The sequence below is a fragment of the Flavobacterium artemisiae genome, assembly GCF_042678225.1.
Classification (GTDB): domain Bacteria; phylum Bacteroidota; class Bacteroidia; order Flavobacteriales; family Flavobacteriaceae; genus Flavobacterium; species Flavobacterium artemisiae.
This window is the reverse complement of the sequence record NZ_JBHUDZ010000007.1, coordinates 694,788-709,060: the sequence shown is the minus strand read 5'-3', so window position 1 is coordinate 709,060 and position 14,273 is coordinate 694,788. Positions and strand designations below refer to the sequence as shown.

The window sequence follows — 14,273 nt, the reverse complement described above, 5'->3', positions numbered from 1 at the left end:
GAATAACGATAAAAGATAAGTATAATGTCAAGAGTTTGTGACCTTACAGGTAAAAGAGCGATGGTAGGAAATAACGTTTCTCACGCTATGAACAAAACTAAGAGAAAGTTTTCTGTAAACTTAGTTAAAAAGCGTTTTTATCTTCCAGAAGAAGATAGATGGATTACTCTTAGAGTAGCAGCATCTACGATAAAAACAATTAATAAAAATGGAATCACTGCAGTTTTGAAAAAAGCGCAGTCAGAAGGATTTATCAAATAATCTTTTCCTAAATAAATATATAGCAAGATGGCAAAGAAAGGTAATAGAATCCAGGTAATTTTAGAATGTACTGAGCACAAAGCTTCTGGTGTTGCAGGAACTTCTAGATATATTACAACTAAGAACAAAAAAAATACTCCAGACAGATTAGAGATTAAAAAATTTAATCCAGTTTTGAAAAGAGTAACTGTTCACAAAGAAATTAAGTAATAATTAGAGATTTTTGTAAATCTCAAATGGTATGGCCATTCGAGTTTTATGAAAAGTTCAATAACATTTGAATCATGGCAAAGAAAACCGTAGCATCGTTACAAACATCTTCTAAGAGATTATCAAAAGCCATCAAAATGGTGAAATCTCCTAAAACTGGTGCATATACATTCGTAGAATCTATTATGGCTCCTGAAGAAGTTGATGAATTCTTGAAAAAGAAATAATTACAATCACATTATATAGAAAAGCTACTTTCATTCGGAAGTAGCTTTTTTATTACCTATATTTGTCTAAAGTTTTAGGAGGAGCACAACAATCGGCTTCTTTTAAACAGTAGTTCCCGCTATCCACTATATCTTTACTTGCCTAAAGAAGGCAAGCAAAGGATGCCGTTTCTATCGGGGCTAAAAACAAACAATTTGCTTTTTTTAAGCATTAGGATTATCAAGAAGCCAGAAATCTTGTAATTCAAAAAAACTAACAATCTATTATAAAATGAGTTTTTTTAAAAAATTATTCTCTACCGATAAAAAAGAGACTTTAGACAAAGGTCTTGAAAAAACAAAAACTACTTTTTTCTCAAAGTTAAGCAAAGCCGTTGCTGGAAAATCTAAAGTTGATGATGACGTTTTAGATAATCTGGAAGAAGTTTTAGTAGCATCTGATGTTGGAGTAAATACAACATTAAAAATCATTACAAGAATTGAAAAAAGAGTTTCAGAAGACAAATATTTAGGAACTGATGAATTAAACCAGATTCTTCGTGATGAAATCGGAGCGTTATTGTCTGAAACAAACACAGGTGAAGCAACTGAATTTGAAGTTCCAAAAGATAAAAAGCCCTATGTTTTAATGGTAGTTGGAGTAAACGGAGTAGGGAAAACAACTACTATCGGAAAGCTGGCTTATCAATTTAAAAAAGCAGGACATAAAGTTGTTTTAGGAGCAGCAGATACTTTCCGCGCTGCAGCAATTGACCAATTGCAGGTTTGGGCAGATCGAGTAGATGTGCCAATTGTAAGACAGCAAATGGGAAGTGATCCAGCTTCAGTAGCTTTTGATACACTGCAATCTGCGGTTGCACAAGATGCGGATGTTGTAATTATTGATACTGCGGGACGTCTTCATAATAAAATCAACTTGATGAATGAGCTGACCAAAGTAAAACGCGTAATGCAAAAAGTGGTTGCAGATGCTCCTCACGATGTATTATTGGTTTTAGATGGTTCAACAGGTCAAAATGCTTTTGAACAGGCAAAACAATTTACAGCTGCGACAGAAGTTACTTCATTAGCAGTTACAAAATTGGACGGAACAGCAAAAGGAGGAGTTGTAATTGGTATTTCAGATCAATTTAAAATTCCAGTTAAATATATTGGTGTCGGCGAAGGAATTGAAGATTTACAAGTCTTTAATAAATATGAGTTCGTTGACAGTTTCTTTAAATAATTTACAATGAGTTTTTCTTCATTAAAAAATATGACGCCTTCGACTTTTTATTTTGCAAGCGTTATCTGTTTTGTATTGGCGAGTGTTTTAAAAGATAAAAATATTTCTATATACTACATTTTATTAGTTTTAGGAATAGGTTTGTTCTTTGTTGGCGCGATCAAAAGATCTCGTACTAAAAGATAGTTTGCCTATTACTCGTTTTATGAAATACTTTCTGTTTGTTTTATTTTTTGTTTTTGTAAGCTGTACAAATAAGAAAAACGAAAATAGTACGCCGATTCAAAAAGTCATTGTTATCCAGCCTTTGGGTGATTTTTCTTTGAATGAAGCAGAAAGAGTTCTTTCAGAAATTAAGGCAATTAATCCAAATGTGGTTTTAAGGAAAAATATTGAATTTCCGAAAGGTTCTTATTACCAGCCCCGAAATAGATATCGAGCAGATAGTATTATTAAAAGTCTTAAAAATAATATTGAGAAAGATTCTGTTATTGTTGGCTTGTCTAATTTTGATATCAGTACAACAAAAAACGGGATCAAAGACTGGGGAGTTATGGGATTGGGCTATAATCCTGGTAAATCTTGTGTAGTCTCTACTTTTAGACTTTCTCGTAAAAACAAAAACGAACAGTTTTATAAATTAGTTTTGCATGAACTAGGGCATACAGAAGGTTTGCCGTATTGTAAAGTAAAAACTTGTTTAATGCGCGATGCCAAAGGCGGTAATCCTTTTAATGAAGAAAAAAGCTTCTGCAATAATTGCAAAAGCTTTTTAGAAAATAAGGGCTGGTCTTTGATTTAAGACTGTTTTTTACTGATACAAAGCAGCAATCTTTTCCCATAATACTTTATCAAAATCAGAAAGTGCTAAGTTGACAATGTCAGCAGCATCACCCATTCTGATTACGACCATTTTCTTGCTAGGAACAACATATATTTTTTGATCATTTTTACCAAGTGCCATAAACATATCTGTTGGTCCAGTCGGAATTACACTTCCTTGAAAAGTTAATTGATACTGAGGTAAATGATAACTTGCTTTTCCGTTTAGCCACCACAGATAGCCGTATCCTAAATTGATATTTTGAGATGTTGTTGTCGCTTCATTAAAAAAGGCTTCGTTGAGAATTACATTATTGTCCCATTTTCCTTTATTCAGCATAAGTAAGCCAAAACGCGCCATGCTTCGTGTTGTACTTGTATAAACGCTGTTTGCACCAAGTTGTACCCAAGTACCATTCATTCCGATTTTATCTCTCAATTTGCTGTTGAAATAATTCGACCAGCTTTGCCCGCTTGCTTTTTCTACTACATCTTGCAATTTTACATATACATTATGATAAGCCCATCTTGTTCCTGCATCGGCTTTGTAAATTAGGTCTTCTGGATCAACATCGTCTGTACTGTCATCAAGTCCAGAGGTCATGGTTAAAAGATGTTTACAGGTAATTAGGTTTTCTTTTGCAAGGGGTTCGCTTGTCCATCCTGTTCCTAAATATTGAGAAACTTTATTGTTGATGTTTAGGAGGTTTTCCTGTTGTGCAATTCCGGTTACTGTAGAAGTTAGCGTTTTTCCTGCACTTGCCCAATACCAATTTGTGGAAGCGTTATGATCGTGAAAATAGTTTTCGAGAACTATTCGTCCGTTTACTAAAATAATGAAAGATTTAGAATTTTTTAATTCTAGATAATCTAAAAGCGGTTGTACTGCTGTTTGTTTCCATCCTAAATCGGCAATAGATTTTGTTTCCCATGTTGTATTTGAAATTGGCGGAAAATACATGCTTTCTTCTGGTGTCGGAATTTCTTCTTTGGGATCACTGCTGCAACTGATAAAGCTTAAGATTATCAGTGTTTTAAAAATGGTTTTGGTCATGGTTTTTGGAGTTAAGTTTTGGTTAAGATCAAAAATATAGAAAATAGTTTAATGAGTTTCTTGATTTTTATGTCTTTTGATGATTATAAGATTATCTTTGTAGTCCAAGAAAATTTTCTTTTGAAAACGGGAGTCCTAGCCCTGATGGGAGCGGCATCCTTTTGTGGCGGGGTTCGCCACAAAAGATACAGCGTACAGCAGGTACCAGCTTCTAATTCTTCTGATTTTAAATTTTAATGAATAAATATGAAAAACACTTTTATGGTTTTGGTTTTGTCGCTTTTGTTTGTAAGCTGCAAACAGGAAATTAAACCAGCAGATATTGCGAAATTGAACGGTTATTGGGAAATTGAAAAAGTGGTTTTGGAGAAAGGCGAAGAGAAAGAATATAAGATGAATGAAACGTTTGATTTTTTTCAGATTAAGGACAATAAAGGTGTTCGTACGAAAGTAGCGCCGCAGTTTGACGGAACATTTTTAACAACAGATACTTTTGAAAATGTTACGGTACGATTCGCTGGAGAACAGGTTTTCTTAGACTATAAAACGGATTATGCAAAATGGAGTGAAGAAATTATTTCACTTTCGGATGAGAAGTTAGTGGTTAAAAATCCACAAAAAATTGAATATCATTACAAAAAAGCAGCACCAATAAACTTATTGAACGATGGCGAAAAGACTAAATAATGAAACTCCGATAAGCGCTGTTTTACAGCAGATCATTCAGGTTAATAAATTACAACCAGGAATGGATCAAATTGACGTGCGAGATGCATGGAAACAGCTTATGGGAAGCGGTGTAAACACCTATACCAGAAATGTGGTTCTTAAAGGAAGTACGCTGTATGTAGAATTGGGTTCTTCTGTTTTACGCGAAGAACTATCCCATGGAAAGTATAAAATCATTAAGATGATTAATGAGGAATTGGGACGTGAGGTTGTGAAGGAAGTGGTGCTTCGGTAATTTTAGATTTTAGATTTTAGATTTTCATATAAAAAAAATCCATCTGTCGCGACAGATGGATTTTTTTGCTTTGACTTTGAAGTTCAGCAATCTAAAATCTGAACTCTAAAATCATAAATTAAAACTGCTCTCTTCCAGCAAAGTGGAATGCACTTTCGATTGCAGCATTTTCGTCGCTGTCAGATCCGTGAACTGCATTTTCTCCGATTGAAGTAGCGTATGCTTTACGAATAGTTCCTTCAGCAGCTTCAGCTGGGTTTGTCGCTCCAATTAAAGTTCTGAAATCTTCTACTGCATTATCTTTTTCTAAAATAGCAGCAACGATTGGTCCGCGAGACATGAATTCAACTAATTCTCCGTAGAAAGGTCTTTCTGCGTGAACTGCGTAAAATGCTTTTGCATCTGCAACAGTTAATTGAGTTAATTTTAATGAAACGATTTTGAAACCACCGTTTGTGATCATTGCTAAGATATTACCGATGTGTCCGTTTGCAACAGCATCTGGTTTAATCATTGTAAAAGTTCTATTTGTTGCCATTTTATTGCTTATTTTTAATTTTGTGCAAAAGTATGTTTTTTTTATGAATTGATTTTAATAAATTCATAATTTAAATAGGCTAGAATGCTCTTTTAGTGAAAAAAATATTTAAACGATATAAGTGATGTAAGTTCATTTAAATTTATTTTGTGTAATTTTTTTATCGCATTTTTAAAATAAAACTTAGATCACTTATATGGTGAAAAAATTATACCTTAAAAATTAATTTATTTCTGTAGAAAATCCAGAGAATAAATGTCCAGATTGTTACGTAAGTAAGCGCTCCCGCCAAAGAAGCTGTCATCGGATTACTGAAAAAGGGCACGATTCCTGAATAATACAAAAAGCTTAAAAGATTGGTCTGCTGTTCTGGATTTTCTGGATTTTGAAATTGTATCATGACCAATCCCTGCGGAATAATCTGTGAAGCAAAGAAAACAATCATCGGATTTACTCCCCAAATTAAGAATAGTTTAAAGCCTTTTTTGTAATCGGCAATATCGATTGTGTAATATAATATAGTGAGAAATACTGTGGCTAATCCCGTAGTGTATAAAACATAACTGCTTGTCCAGATGGATTTATTGATTGGGAAAACCAAATCCCAGATTAATCCTAAAAAGATTAATACAGTACCTGTAATTCCCATTTGCTGGGCTTTTTGGATTTTAGTAACGTTGTACAATAAAATTTGTCCGATCAATAAACCAATAATTCCGTTAACAATTGACGGAATGGTACTTAAGATTCCTTCTGGATCCCATGTTTTGGTTTCGTGATAAACATGATCTTTTAGTAAAACGCTGTCAACCCAAGCGGCTAAATTTGTTCCGCTTTCTAGATTAGCTTCTCCGACGCCTGGCACAGGAATTAATGTCATAATTGCCCAATATCCTAATAACAAAACCATTCCTGTAATGATTTGTGTTTTTTTGGATGTTTTTAGATATAACAAAGAAACTACAAAATAAACAACAGCAATTCGCTGTAAAACTCCTGGAAGTCTAACGTCTTGATAATTTTCAAAACCACCATAAGCGAGTATTAAATAGATAGCGAGAGTACTAAATGCTAAAATGTTTTTGAGACGGTTACTAAAACTTCCCATCAAAGCATATCCGACAGCGATTGTAATAACTAGTCTCCCAATAAGTAAAGGAATACCTTCTAAACCAAATAATTGAATTTTGCCGAAGAAATTAAAAAAGATTCCGAGACAGAACATTCGAAGTGATCGAATGAGAATTTTGTTGAATGTAGTATCGTCATAGAATTTTTCAGGCATTGCAAGAGGTACAGCAACTCCCATTATAAAAATAAAAAACGGAAAGACTAAATCGGTTGGAGTACAACCGTTCCAATGCGCGTGCAGCAGGGGCGGGTAAACATTTCCCCAGTCGCCGGGATTGTTTACAATTGTCATTAATAAAATAGTGAGTCCACGAAAGACATCTAGCGAAATTAAGCGTTCTTTTACCATTGGTTTGGGTAAATAGGTTAGTTAATAATTTAAAAAATCGCTATTTGGTTTGAGGAATAATAATGTTGAGAAGAAGGTGGTTATTTGTTTCTCGAGAATTATTATTTTATTTTTTTGCCTGCCACGAATTTCATTATTTTTCACGAATTACTTTATAGTTTTTCGAGATAAAAATTAGTGTAATTAGTAAAATTCGTGGCAGACTATATTAAATCGTTATAATATTAAAATTATTTTCTAAAGGTTTTAATTTTTGAATTAATAGCGGAATCAATTGTTCGCCGTTTTCTAAATAAAATTCAGAAAAATTAGCTTGACGCTCCTGTAGACTTTTATTTGGAAATAACTCACATTGTAAATCTGTTACACGTTGTAATTGATCGTGAAGTTTTCTTTTTTGAGCTTTTAATAAACGTTTTTCCAGATTATCTAAACCTTTCTTTTGCTTTACTTCTTGTGCTTTTACAGCTCCAGAAAAAGACTTGTCGGTTTGTTCTGCCAGTTCAAAAAGATATTTAAACTGATTTTCAAGTGCTTCTTTTTGAACAGTCAAATCAATTGGAAAAGGAGAAAGTTTGTGTGTTATCGCGTTGATTAAATTTTCTGGTTTATTGAATAAATCTTTCCAGCTTAAATTTAAATTATCTGCTTTTTTAGCTTGTTTTTCGGTTGCTAATAAAACGGAATTACGAATCAATAACATTGGAAAAGTAATCTTTACAGCATCAAAAAAGGCTTTTAATTCTAACCAATAAGCAATTTCTCCGCCTCCGCCGATGTAGCATAAATTAGGCAGGATGATTTCTTGGTAAAGCGGACGCATAATCACATTTGGGCTGAATTTTTCTGGATGATTTTCCAGCTCAGTAAATATCTCTTCTTTAGAAAATGAAATTTTAGTATGGTTTACATAGTATTTATCATTTTCAAAAATGATTCGTTCTCTTAATTTATCTTCAATATAAAATAAATTTATCTCTCGCGGATTTACTTGTGCTGTATATTCTTGTAACTCTTTGATGGATTCCTGAACCGCTTTAAAAGAGGTTTGATTTTCTAGTTCTTCTTTTACAAACGGAATAAAGGTACGTTTTAAATCGGCATCATCGGCATCTAAAATAACCAAACCATAATTTGCAAAAAGGCTGTTTGCCAGAAAACGTGTAGCGTCTGCAAGGTTTGAATGTTTTAGATAAGAATCTTCAAAAAGCTTTTTTAAAATAGTTGCATTGGTATTTGAACCTAATTCTTTTGAATAAATTTCGAAGAATTCTTCAAGACCTGTTGTTGATAATCTTCCAACGGGTCCAGTGCTTTCTGCATTCCAGCGGAATTTTTTTCCTTTAAAGTTAAAATAATTGATCTCTTCAAAATCGTGATCTTCTGTTGCCATCCAATAAATTGGAACAAAATTCTGCGACGGATATTTCAACTTTAGTTCTTTAGTTAAATTAATCGTCGAAATGATTTTGTACAAGAAATACAACGGTCCGCTAAATAAATTTAATTGGTGTCCGGTTGTAATAGTAAATGTATTTTGAAGTGCTAAAAGTTCAATATTTTGTTTAGTCGAATCTGAGATTTCCATTTGCTGATATTGCTTTTTTAGAGTTTCAACCAACGGAATTCGATTGGCGTTATCAAAATTGGTTTCTTTTTCAGCAATTTGTTTTTCGAAGTTTTCCAAAGTTGGAAAATGATTGTACAGCGTTTTTAATTCTGATTTTTGATCTAAATAATCTTGTATCAATTTAGAGAAATATCCTGAGGTTTGGTAGCTGATACAGTCGGTAGGCATAATTTTAAATTTATTTTTGACAGCTGTAAATTTAATGAAAATATACAGGTAAAAACGCTATTAACAATTGCTTAAGAATTGATATTTTAATTTTTGTTTTAAAGTTCCGATAATCAGGTTTTTAAATTTGGTTCACATCGTAGTTTTTAAAATGAAAAACACATGGAATTTGTTAAAAAATAAATACTGTTCTGAAACTAATTTGTTTAAAGATGAATTATTAATAATGAAACTCTATTTTTGCAAGTAAAAAAAAGTTATATCTATTTTACATGAAGCCTAAACAAAATTCTTTGAGACATGTTCTTTTTGGCAGCTTAATTGGTACCACAATCGAATTTTTTGATTTTTATATTTATGCCAATGCTGCTGTATTGGTTTTTCCACAATTATTTTTTCCAAGTTCAGATTCGACAATGGCGACATTAGAATCTTTGGCGACTTTTTCAATCGCATTTTTATCGCGTCCGTTAGGTTCTGCTTTTTTCGGACATTATGGCGATAAAATTGGTCGTAAATTTACCTTAGTTGCTGCTTTATTGACAATGGGAATTTCAACCGTTACAATAGGATTTCTGCCAAGTTACGAAAGCATCGGTGTTGCTGCGCCATTATTGTTAATGTTATGTCGATTCGGACAAGGCGTTGGTTTAGGCGGAGAATGGGGTGGAGCCGTATTACTGGCGATCGAAAATGCACCGCCAAACAAACGTGCCTGGTACGGAATGTTTCCGCAATTGGGAGCACCAATCGGTTTATTGCTTTCGGGAGGAACTTTTTTAATATTGACCGATTCTATGAGTAATGAAGACTTTATGAATTATGGCTGGAGAATTCCGTTTATTGCGAGTGCGCTTTTGGTTATAGTTGGTTTTTACATCCGAACTAAAATCACAGAAACACCTTCTTTTGAAAATGCTAAAAAGCATGAAGAAGAAGTAAAAGTTCCATTTTTAACTTTGGTACAGTCTTATAAAAATCAATTAATCTTTGGAACATTTGCAGCTATAACTACTTTCTTGGTTTTTTATTTAATGACAGTATTTACCTTAAGCTGGGCAACTTCAGATTTAGGAATTGTGAAACGAGACGGATTATTAATACAATTGTTTTCGGTATTGTTTTTTGCTCTTTTTATTCCAGTTTCGGCTGTTGTGGCAGATAAAATCGGGCGTCGTAAAATGCTTATTTTCGCTACGGCCGCCATTGCAATTTTCGGATTTTTCTTTTCGTACTTTTTAAGTGAAGGAAATATTATTCAAGTTGCCATCTTTGCCTGTATCGGAATGTCTTTGATGGGCTTCACTTACGGACCTTTAGGAACTTTTTTATCTGAATTATTTCCGACGAATGTTCGTTATTCTGGCGCTTCATTAACCTTTAATATGGCAGGAATTTTGGGAGCAGCTTTTGCGCCGATGATTGCCATTTGGTTAGCCAAGACATATGATGTGAGTTATGTGGGCTTTTATTTAGTTACTGCTGCACTTATATCCTTTATTTCATTTTTGGTTATTAGTAAGGATGAGCATAAGTTTTAAAATTGATTTCACTAAAAATTCGTAATTACGAAATTTCATAATAAACACAGCCCACAAGATTATTTATAAATTTTGTGGGCTGTGTTGTTTAATATTATCTTTTCAAAGTAAAATGACCTCTAAATTCTGTTCCGTTAAACCTTGTAACAGTAAACCAATAATCTGAAGATGGTTCTTGTTGTCCAAGATAAGTCCCGTCCCAAGAAGCGTCTAGACGTAATTCCTTAATGAATTTTCCGTAGCGGTCAAAAATTCTAATTCCAGTATTTGGCGCTAAATAAACAAAATCAATAGTCCATGTATCATTATGGCCATCGTTATTTGGAGTAAAGAATTTAGGATATGGAAGTTCATCTACAAAATTGATACAATCTCCTATTGTCGCTCCAAGTATATTTATTGTAACAGGAATTTTGTCACTCTCACACCCACTAATAGTTTGAGAAGCATAATACGTGATTCCGTCTATAAGTTCGGTTATTTCAGATAATCCGGTAGGAGATGAGGCCGTTTCATACCACTTAATATTTTCTCCTATTATTTTAATATCCCTAATTCTTGCATTTTTCTGAATACAGAATTGTTGTGGAGAATCCGCATTCGGTATAGAGGTATCTTGAACTTTTACGATTACAGGTAATCTTTGGCTTTCACAATTATTTAATGTTTGTGTAGCGTAATAAATTTTGCTTTCTAACAGAGTTGTTTCTGGTAAAGTGTTTCCGTTTACTGGTGCATCATACCACTTTACATTTACTCCAGTAATATTTAGATTTTCGATTGTTGCGATTTCGTCAATACAAAATTGCTGATTATTATTTCCTGCTGGCAAAGGAGTATCGTAAACATGAACAAGAATTGGAGTTCTGTCGCTTTCACATCCGATTGTTTGAGAAGCGTAATAGGTTTTGTTGTTTTCTAATACTGTAGTATTTGACAGAGAAGATGCCGAAAAAGCGGTGTCATACCATTTTATGTTTTGTCCTGTTATTTGAACGTCATTTAATGTTTTGTTTTCTTTCTTGCAAAAAGATTGTTCTGGATTTCCAGCTGGAATGGAAGGTGTATTTACAATTGAAACGGTAACTCCTAATCTAGGTCCTTCACAATTATTTATAGTTTGAGAAGCGTAATAGGTTTTTCCGTTTTCTAGTGTAGTTGTTTCTGTTAATAATGAACCGTTGGTTAACGCATCGTACCATTTTATGGAATTTCCAGTAATTTCTAAATTTGAAATACTTGAATTTTGAGCTGTACAAAATGTTTGATTTACGTTTCCTGTCGGAGCTAATGTGTTTTGAATAGTAATTAAAACAGCCGCTCTTTCGCTTTCACATCCGTTTACAGTTTGAGATGCATAATAAGTTACTCCGTTTTGAAGTGGAGTTGTGTTAGATAAAAGTGTTCCAGCAATTTGTGCATTGTACCACTTTATACTTTGTCCAGTAATTTGAATATCATTTAAAGTTGCGTTTTGCTGAACACAGAACGTTTGCGGAGAATTTATGCTTGGTAACGGCTGACCTGTAATTGTAACCGTTTGATTCTGCGTTGACGAATTTCCGTTTCCATCATTATAATTCCAGACAATGGTATAAGTTCCAGGCAAACTATAGGATAGAGGACTGGTTGTTGTTCCATTAATTATTCCAGCGCAGACGTCATTTGCTGTTGGAATTGTTGTTACAGTTGTGTTGCAATCTCCAGTTATTGTAGGAAGAGTTGTTAAAACAGGAATTGGAGCTTCTATGTCGCCAATAATGACATTAATTTTTTTTGTATCGTCACAACCTCCAGTTCCTGTAATTACACATCTATATTCTCCTGAATTAATTGATGAAACATTTGCGATTGTTGGATTTTGATCTGTTGAAGTAAAACCGTTTGGGCCTGTCCATAGATAATTAGTTCCACCAGATGCTTTTAATTCTATTTTTTTGCCAATGCACACTGGAGAATTGCTATCAATGGTAGGAATATTAGTTAAAACGGGTTCTTCAAATTTCATTAAAAAGTAATTATCAAAATACCCTAATACGGTAGATTGATGAGAAGTTGCATCAGCAATACCATTATTTTCAGATGAAATTCCACTAACAAATATCATATTATTATTGGCTAGTGCTATTCTAGTGGTTTTAAATGTACTTCTTCCACCTACGAAACTTCCCCATATAAAATCTGCTTCTTTAGAAAATTTTCCAATATATCCTTCAAAATCTTCATTCGATTTATAGGAACAGGGACTGGTTAATTTAGCATATGAAAAACCAAAATTTGTTGCGCCTAAATACAATGAATTATTTTTAAAAATAATCGAGTATACGTAAGCTTCTCCTAAATAAGTTCCCCATACCCTTTGTCCATTATTGTTTAATTTTGCAAAAAAACCTTTGTACAAAAAAGGATTTGAACTGTCAAAACTTCCTGGAGATGTCATATTAATTTTACTAGCTGTTTCTCCTCCAATATAGATGTTGTCTTCGTCATCAATTTCAATGCTATATATATAATCAACTTGTTCACCTCCATAGTAAGTTGACCATTTTCTTTGTCCATTTGTTGAAAATTTGTAAACGATTCCATCAGGATGTGTGATTTCATTATGAGCTTCCTGAAAAACACCAGGAGTAGCTATATTTGTAAAACTAGATGAATAACCTCCAAGTGCAATAGTATTATTACGAACGGCTATAGCTTTTAAATCTTCTTGGGCTTCACCGCCAATATATGTACTCCAGATTAAATTTCCTCCCGAATTTAATTTGGCTAGAAAGCCATCACTATTAGAAGAGGTAGGCGATTCATTTAATTGTGTCTGAAAATTGTTATTTACGCTAATATTGGTTCTACTTGTCGTACTTCCGGTTATATAAATATTATCATTATCATCCAGTGCTAATGCATTCGCAATTTCACCGCCTTCACCTCCAAAATACGTTCCCCACATTCTCACACCTGAAGAATTAAATTTAGCAACAAACGCATCGGTGTATCCATCTAAAGTTGGTTTGTAAGAACCAATTGTACTAATATTTATCTTAGATTGAGTTGATCCTGTTATTAAAATATTGTTTTGATGATCAGTTTTTATTCCAGTAATTGTATTATAATCTTGTCCTCCATAATAAGTGCCCCATAATCGTTTTCCATCTGGATCGAATTTTTCAATTATACCATTTGTGGCCAGATAAGGAGAAGGAGGAATTGAAGTTTGGTGAGCACCAGTTGTTGCATAAGATGAATTATTTGCCGTCGTGGTTCCGGAAACATAGGCATTTCCGAAAGAATCAGTGCTAATATTAGAAGGGCCAAGAGAAATGTGAATATTTGTTTCATCTCCATAAAAAGTTCCCCAAAGCCTTATAGGTACAGGGTCAATAATTACAGTTTTCCCTTCTGTTTTGTTTGATGAAGTAAAACCATAAACATTTTTCTTGATTTTAGTATATACAACAGAAATCGCTTTTTTTGCAGTTCCATCCTCAATCCAACTAGCAGGCAGGGTTTCTTCCATTTTTCCAAAACGAACGTTCATCTGGAGTTTGTTATCAACTAAATCTGTTTCAGCACCATTAAATTTTAATTCAATATCGGAGAATTTTCCTTTTGGATGAACAATAAAATTGTATTCAACTGTTTTTTTAGGGTCTTCAGGAATCATAAAAACAACATCAATATTTGGATAGATGTTTTTATAAGTAACCTGTTTGTATTGATTCACGCCAACAATTCCTTCGGGCTTGTTTGGTACATTGTAATAATTGTCGGAACCTGTTAATTTTTGTTCGGCAATTAATTCAACCTTTGAGTTTGAGTTTATGAAATCAATATCAACTCGATGAAATAAATATTCTAAAGCAAATTCTTCTTTTTCCTTTTCAGAAATTTTATATGGAAGTGTTTTTGATGTTTGTGAATTTGGTTTTGGAGTTTTTTTTACCTCATAGATATCATACGAAAAACCATTTTTTTTAAGCTGAACATTTAATCCTCCAGAGTTCAGTAAATATTTTACAGTCGTATTCGGTTTTCCTTTTTGATCAATAATCTGACCTTTATTTTCTTTAAAACCAATAGATTGGTTTTTGCTTTGAGAAAACAATGGAATAAAATAAAGTAAGAATAATAAAATAGAAATTTGTTTCATGTT

The 14,273-nt window shown here is 33.2% G+C and carries 15 protein-coding genes; 10 read left to right on the top strand and 5 right to left on the bottom strand.

Translation table 11 applies throughout. The annotated features are described in order from the left end of the window. Positions 1-24 precede the first annotated feature (24 nt). The 6 genes from rpmB (at position 25) to ACFSC2_RS08275 (ending at position 2,725) form a co-directional block, all read left to right on the top strand. On the top strand, positions 25-261 hold the full coding sequence (rpmB, locus tag ACFSC2_RS08300) for a 50S ribosomal protein L28 (protein ID WP_008468080.1): 237 nt from the start codon (positions 25-27) through the stop codon (positions 259-261). A gap of 27 nt (positions 262-288) precedes the next feature. Continuing rightward, entirely contained in the window at positions 289-471 is a 183-nt protein-coding gene (gene rpmG / locus ACFSC2_RS08295) for a 50S ribosomal protein L33 (protein WP_011963553.1), read from the top strand. Positions 472-545: 74 nt separating this feature from the next. Then, complete coding sequence (locus ACFSC2_RS08290) at positions 546-698, top strand: DUF4295 domain-containing protein (RefSeq protein ID WP_008468081.1); 153 nt, start codon at positions 546-548, stop codon at positions 696-698. A gap of 271 nt (positions 699-969) precedes the next feature. After that, positions 970-1,923, top strand: a complete 954-nt coding sequence (ftsY, locus tag ACFSC2_RS08285; RefSeq protein ID WP_379816931.1) for a signal recognition particle-docking protein FtsY — start codon at positions 970-972, stop codon at positions 1,921-1,923. A 6-nt stretch (positions 1,924-1,929) separates the two neighbouring features. Further along, positions 1,930-2,109, top strand: coding sequence for a hypothetical protein (locus ACFSC2_RS08280; protein WP_379816930.1), 180 nt, complete (start codon positions 1,930-1,932; stop codon positions 2,107-2,109). Positions 2,110-2,128: 19 nt separating this feature from the next. Then, positions 2,129-2,725: a Zn-dependent protease gene (locus ACFSC2_RS08275; RefSeq protein WP_379816928.1), complete on the top strand. Its 597-nt coding sequence runs from the start codon at positions 2,129-2,131 to the stop codon at positions 2,723-2,725. A gap of 9 nt (positions 2,726-2,734) precedes the next feature. Here ACFSC2_RS08275 and ACFSC2_RS08270 read toward each other — a convergent pair whose 3' ends face one another. Then, complete coding sequence (locus tag ACFSC2_RS08270; RefSeq protein WP_379816927.1) at positions 2,735-3,799, bottom strand: serine hydrolase domain-containing protein; 1,065 nt, start codon at positions 3,797-3,799, stop codon at positions 2,735-2,737. A gap of 51 nt (positions 3,800-3,850) precedes the next feature. Between ACFSC2_RS08270 and ACFSC2_RS08265 the strand changes: the two genes are divergently transcribed. Genes ACFSC2_RS08265 through ACFSC2_RS08255 form a run of 3 tightly spaced genes read left to right on the top strand, consistent with a single transcriptional unit; the run spans position 3,851 to position 4,763 of the window. Beyond that, on the top strand, positions 3,851-4,036 hold the full coding sequence (locus tag ACFSC2_RS08265) for a hypothetical protein (protein WP_379818604.1): 186 nt from the start codon (positions 3,851-3,853) through the stop codon (positions 4,034-4,036). Positions 4,037-4,045: 9 nt separating this feature from the next. Next, positions 4,046-4,486 (top strand): lipocalin-like domain-containing protein, encoded by a 441-nt coding sequence (locus tag ACFSC2_RS08260; protein ID WP_379816926.1) that lies wholly within the window; start codon positions 4,046-4,048, stop codon positions 4,484-4,486. Next, positions 4,467-4,763 carry a DciA family protein gene (locus ACFSC2_RS08255; protein WP_379816925.1) on the top strand — a complete coding sequence of 99 codons (297 nt, stop codon included), beginning with the start codon at positions 4,467-4,469 and terminating at the stop codon, positions 4,761-4,763. The genes ACFSC2_RS08260 and ACFSC2_RS08255 overlap by 20 nt, the downstream gene beginning before the upstream one ends. A gap of 118 nt (positions 4,764-4,881) precedes the next feature. On the opposite strand, the gene ACFSC2_RS08250 is transcribed toward ACFSC2_RS08255, so the two are convergent. The 3 genes from ACFSC2_RS08250 to bshC all read right to left on the bottom strand — a co-directional run bounded on the left by ACFSC2_RS08250 (position 4,882) and on the right by bshC (position 8,579). Then, a complete protein-coding gene (locus tag ACFSC2_RS08250; protein ID WP_012026941.1) occupies positions 4,882-5,301 on the bottom strand; it encodes a nucleoside-diphosphate kinase in 420 nt (139 codons plus the stop codon). A gap of 208 nt (positions 5,302-5,509) precedes the next feature. Next, the gene (locus tag ACFSC2_RS08245; protein WP_379816924.1) at positions 5,510-6,781 is read right to left on the bottom strand and encodes an acyltransferase family protein; all 1,272 of its coding nucleotides are present in this window, start codon (positions 6,779-6,781) and stop codon (positions 5,510-5,512) included. A 208-nt stretch (positions 6,782-6,989) separates the two neighbouring features. Further along, on the bottom strand, positions 6,990-8,579 hold the full coding sequence (gene bshC, locus ACFSC2_RS08240; protein ID WP_379816923.1) for a bacillithiol biosynthesis cysteine-adding enzyme BshC: 1,590 nt from the start codon (positions 8,577-8,579) through the stop codon (positions 6,990-6,992). Between the two features lie 272 nt (positions 8,580-8,851). Between bshC and ACFSC2_RS08235 the strand changes: the two genes are divergently transcribed. Beyond that, positions 8,852-10,120 carry an MFS transporter gene (locus tag ACFSC2_RS08235; protein WP_379816922.1) on the top strand — a complete coding sequence of 423 codons (1,269 nt, stop codon included), beginning with the start codon at positions 8,852-8,854 and terminating at the stop codon, positions 10,118-10,120. 94 nt (positions 10,121-10,214) lie between these two features. Here ACFSC2_RS08235 and ACFSC2_RS08230 read toward each other — a convergent pair whose 3' ends face one another. Continuing rightward, positions 10,215-14,270 carry a DUF7948 domain-containing protein gene (locus ACFSC2_RS08230; protein WP_379816921.1) on the bottom strand — a complete coding sequence of 1,352 codons (4,056 nt, stop codon included), beginning with the start codon at positions 14,268-14,270 and terminating at the stop codon, positions 10,215-10,217. Between the last annotated feature and the right edge of the window lie 3 nt (positions 14,271-14,273).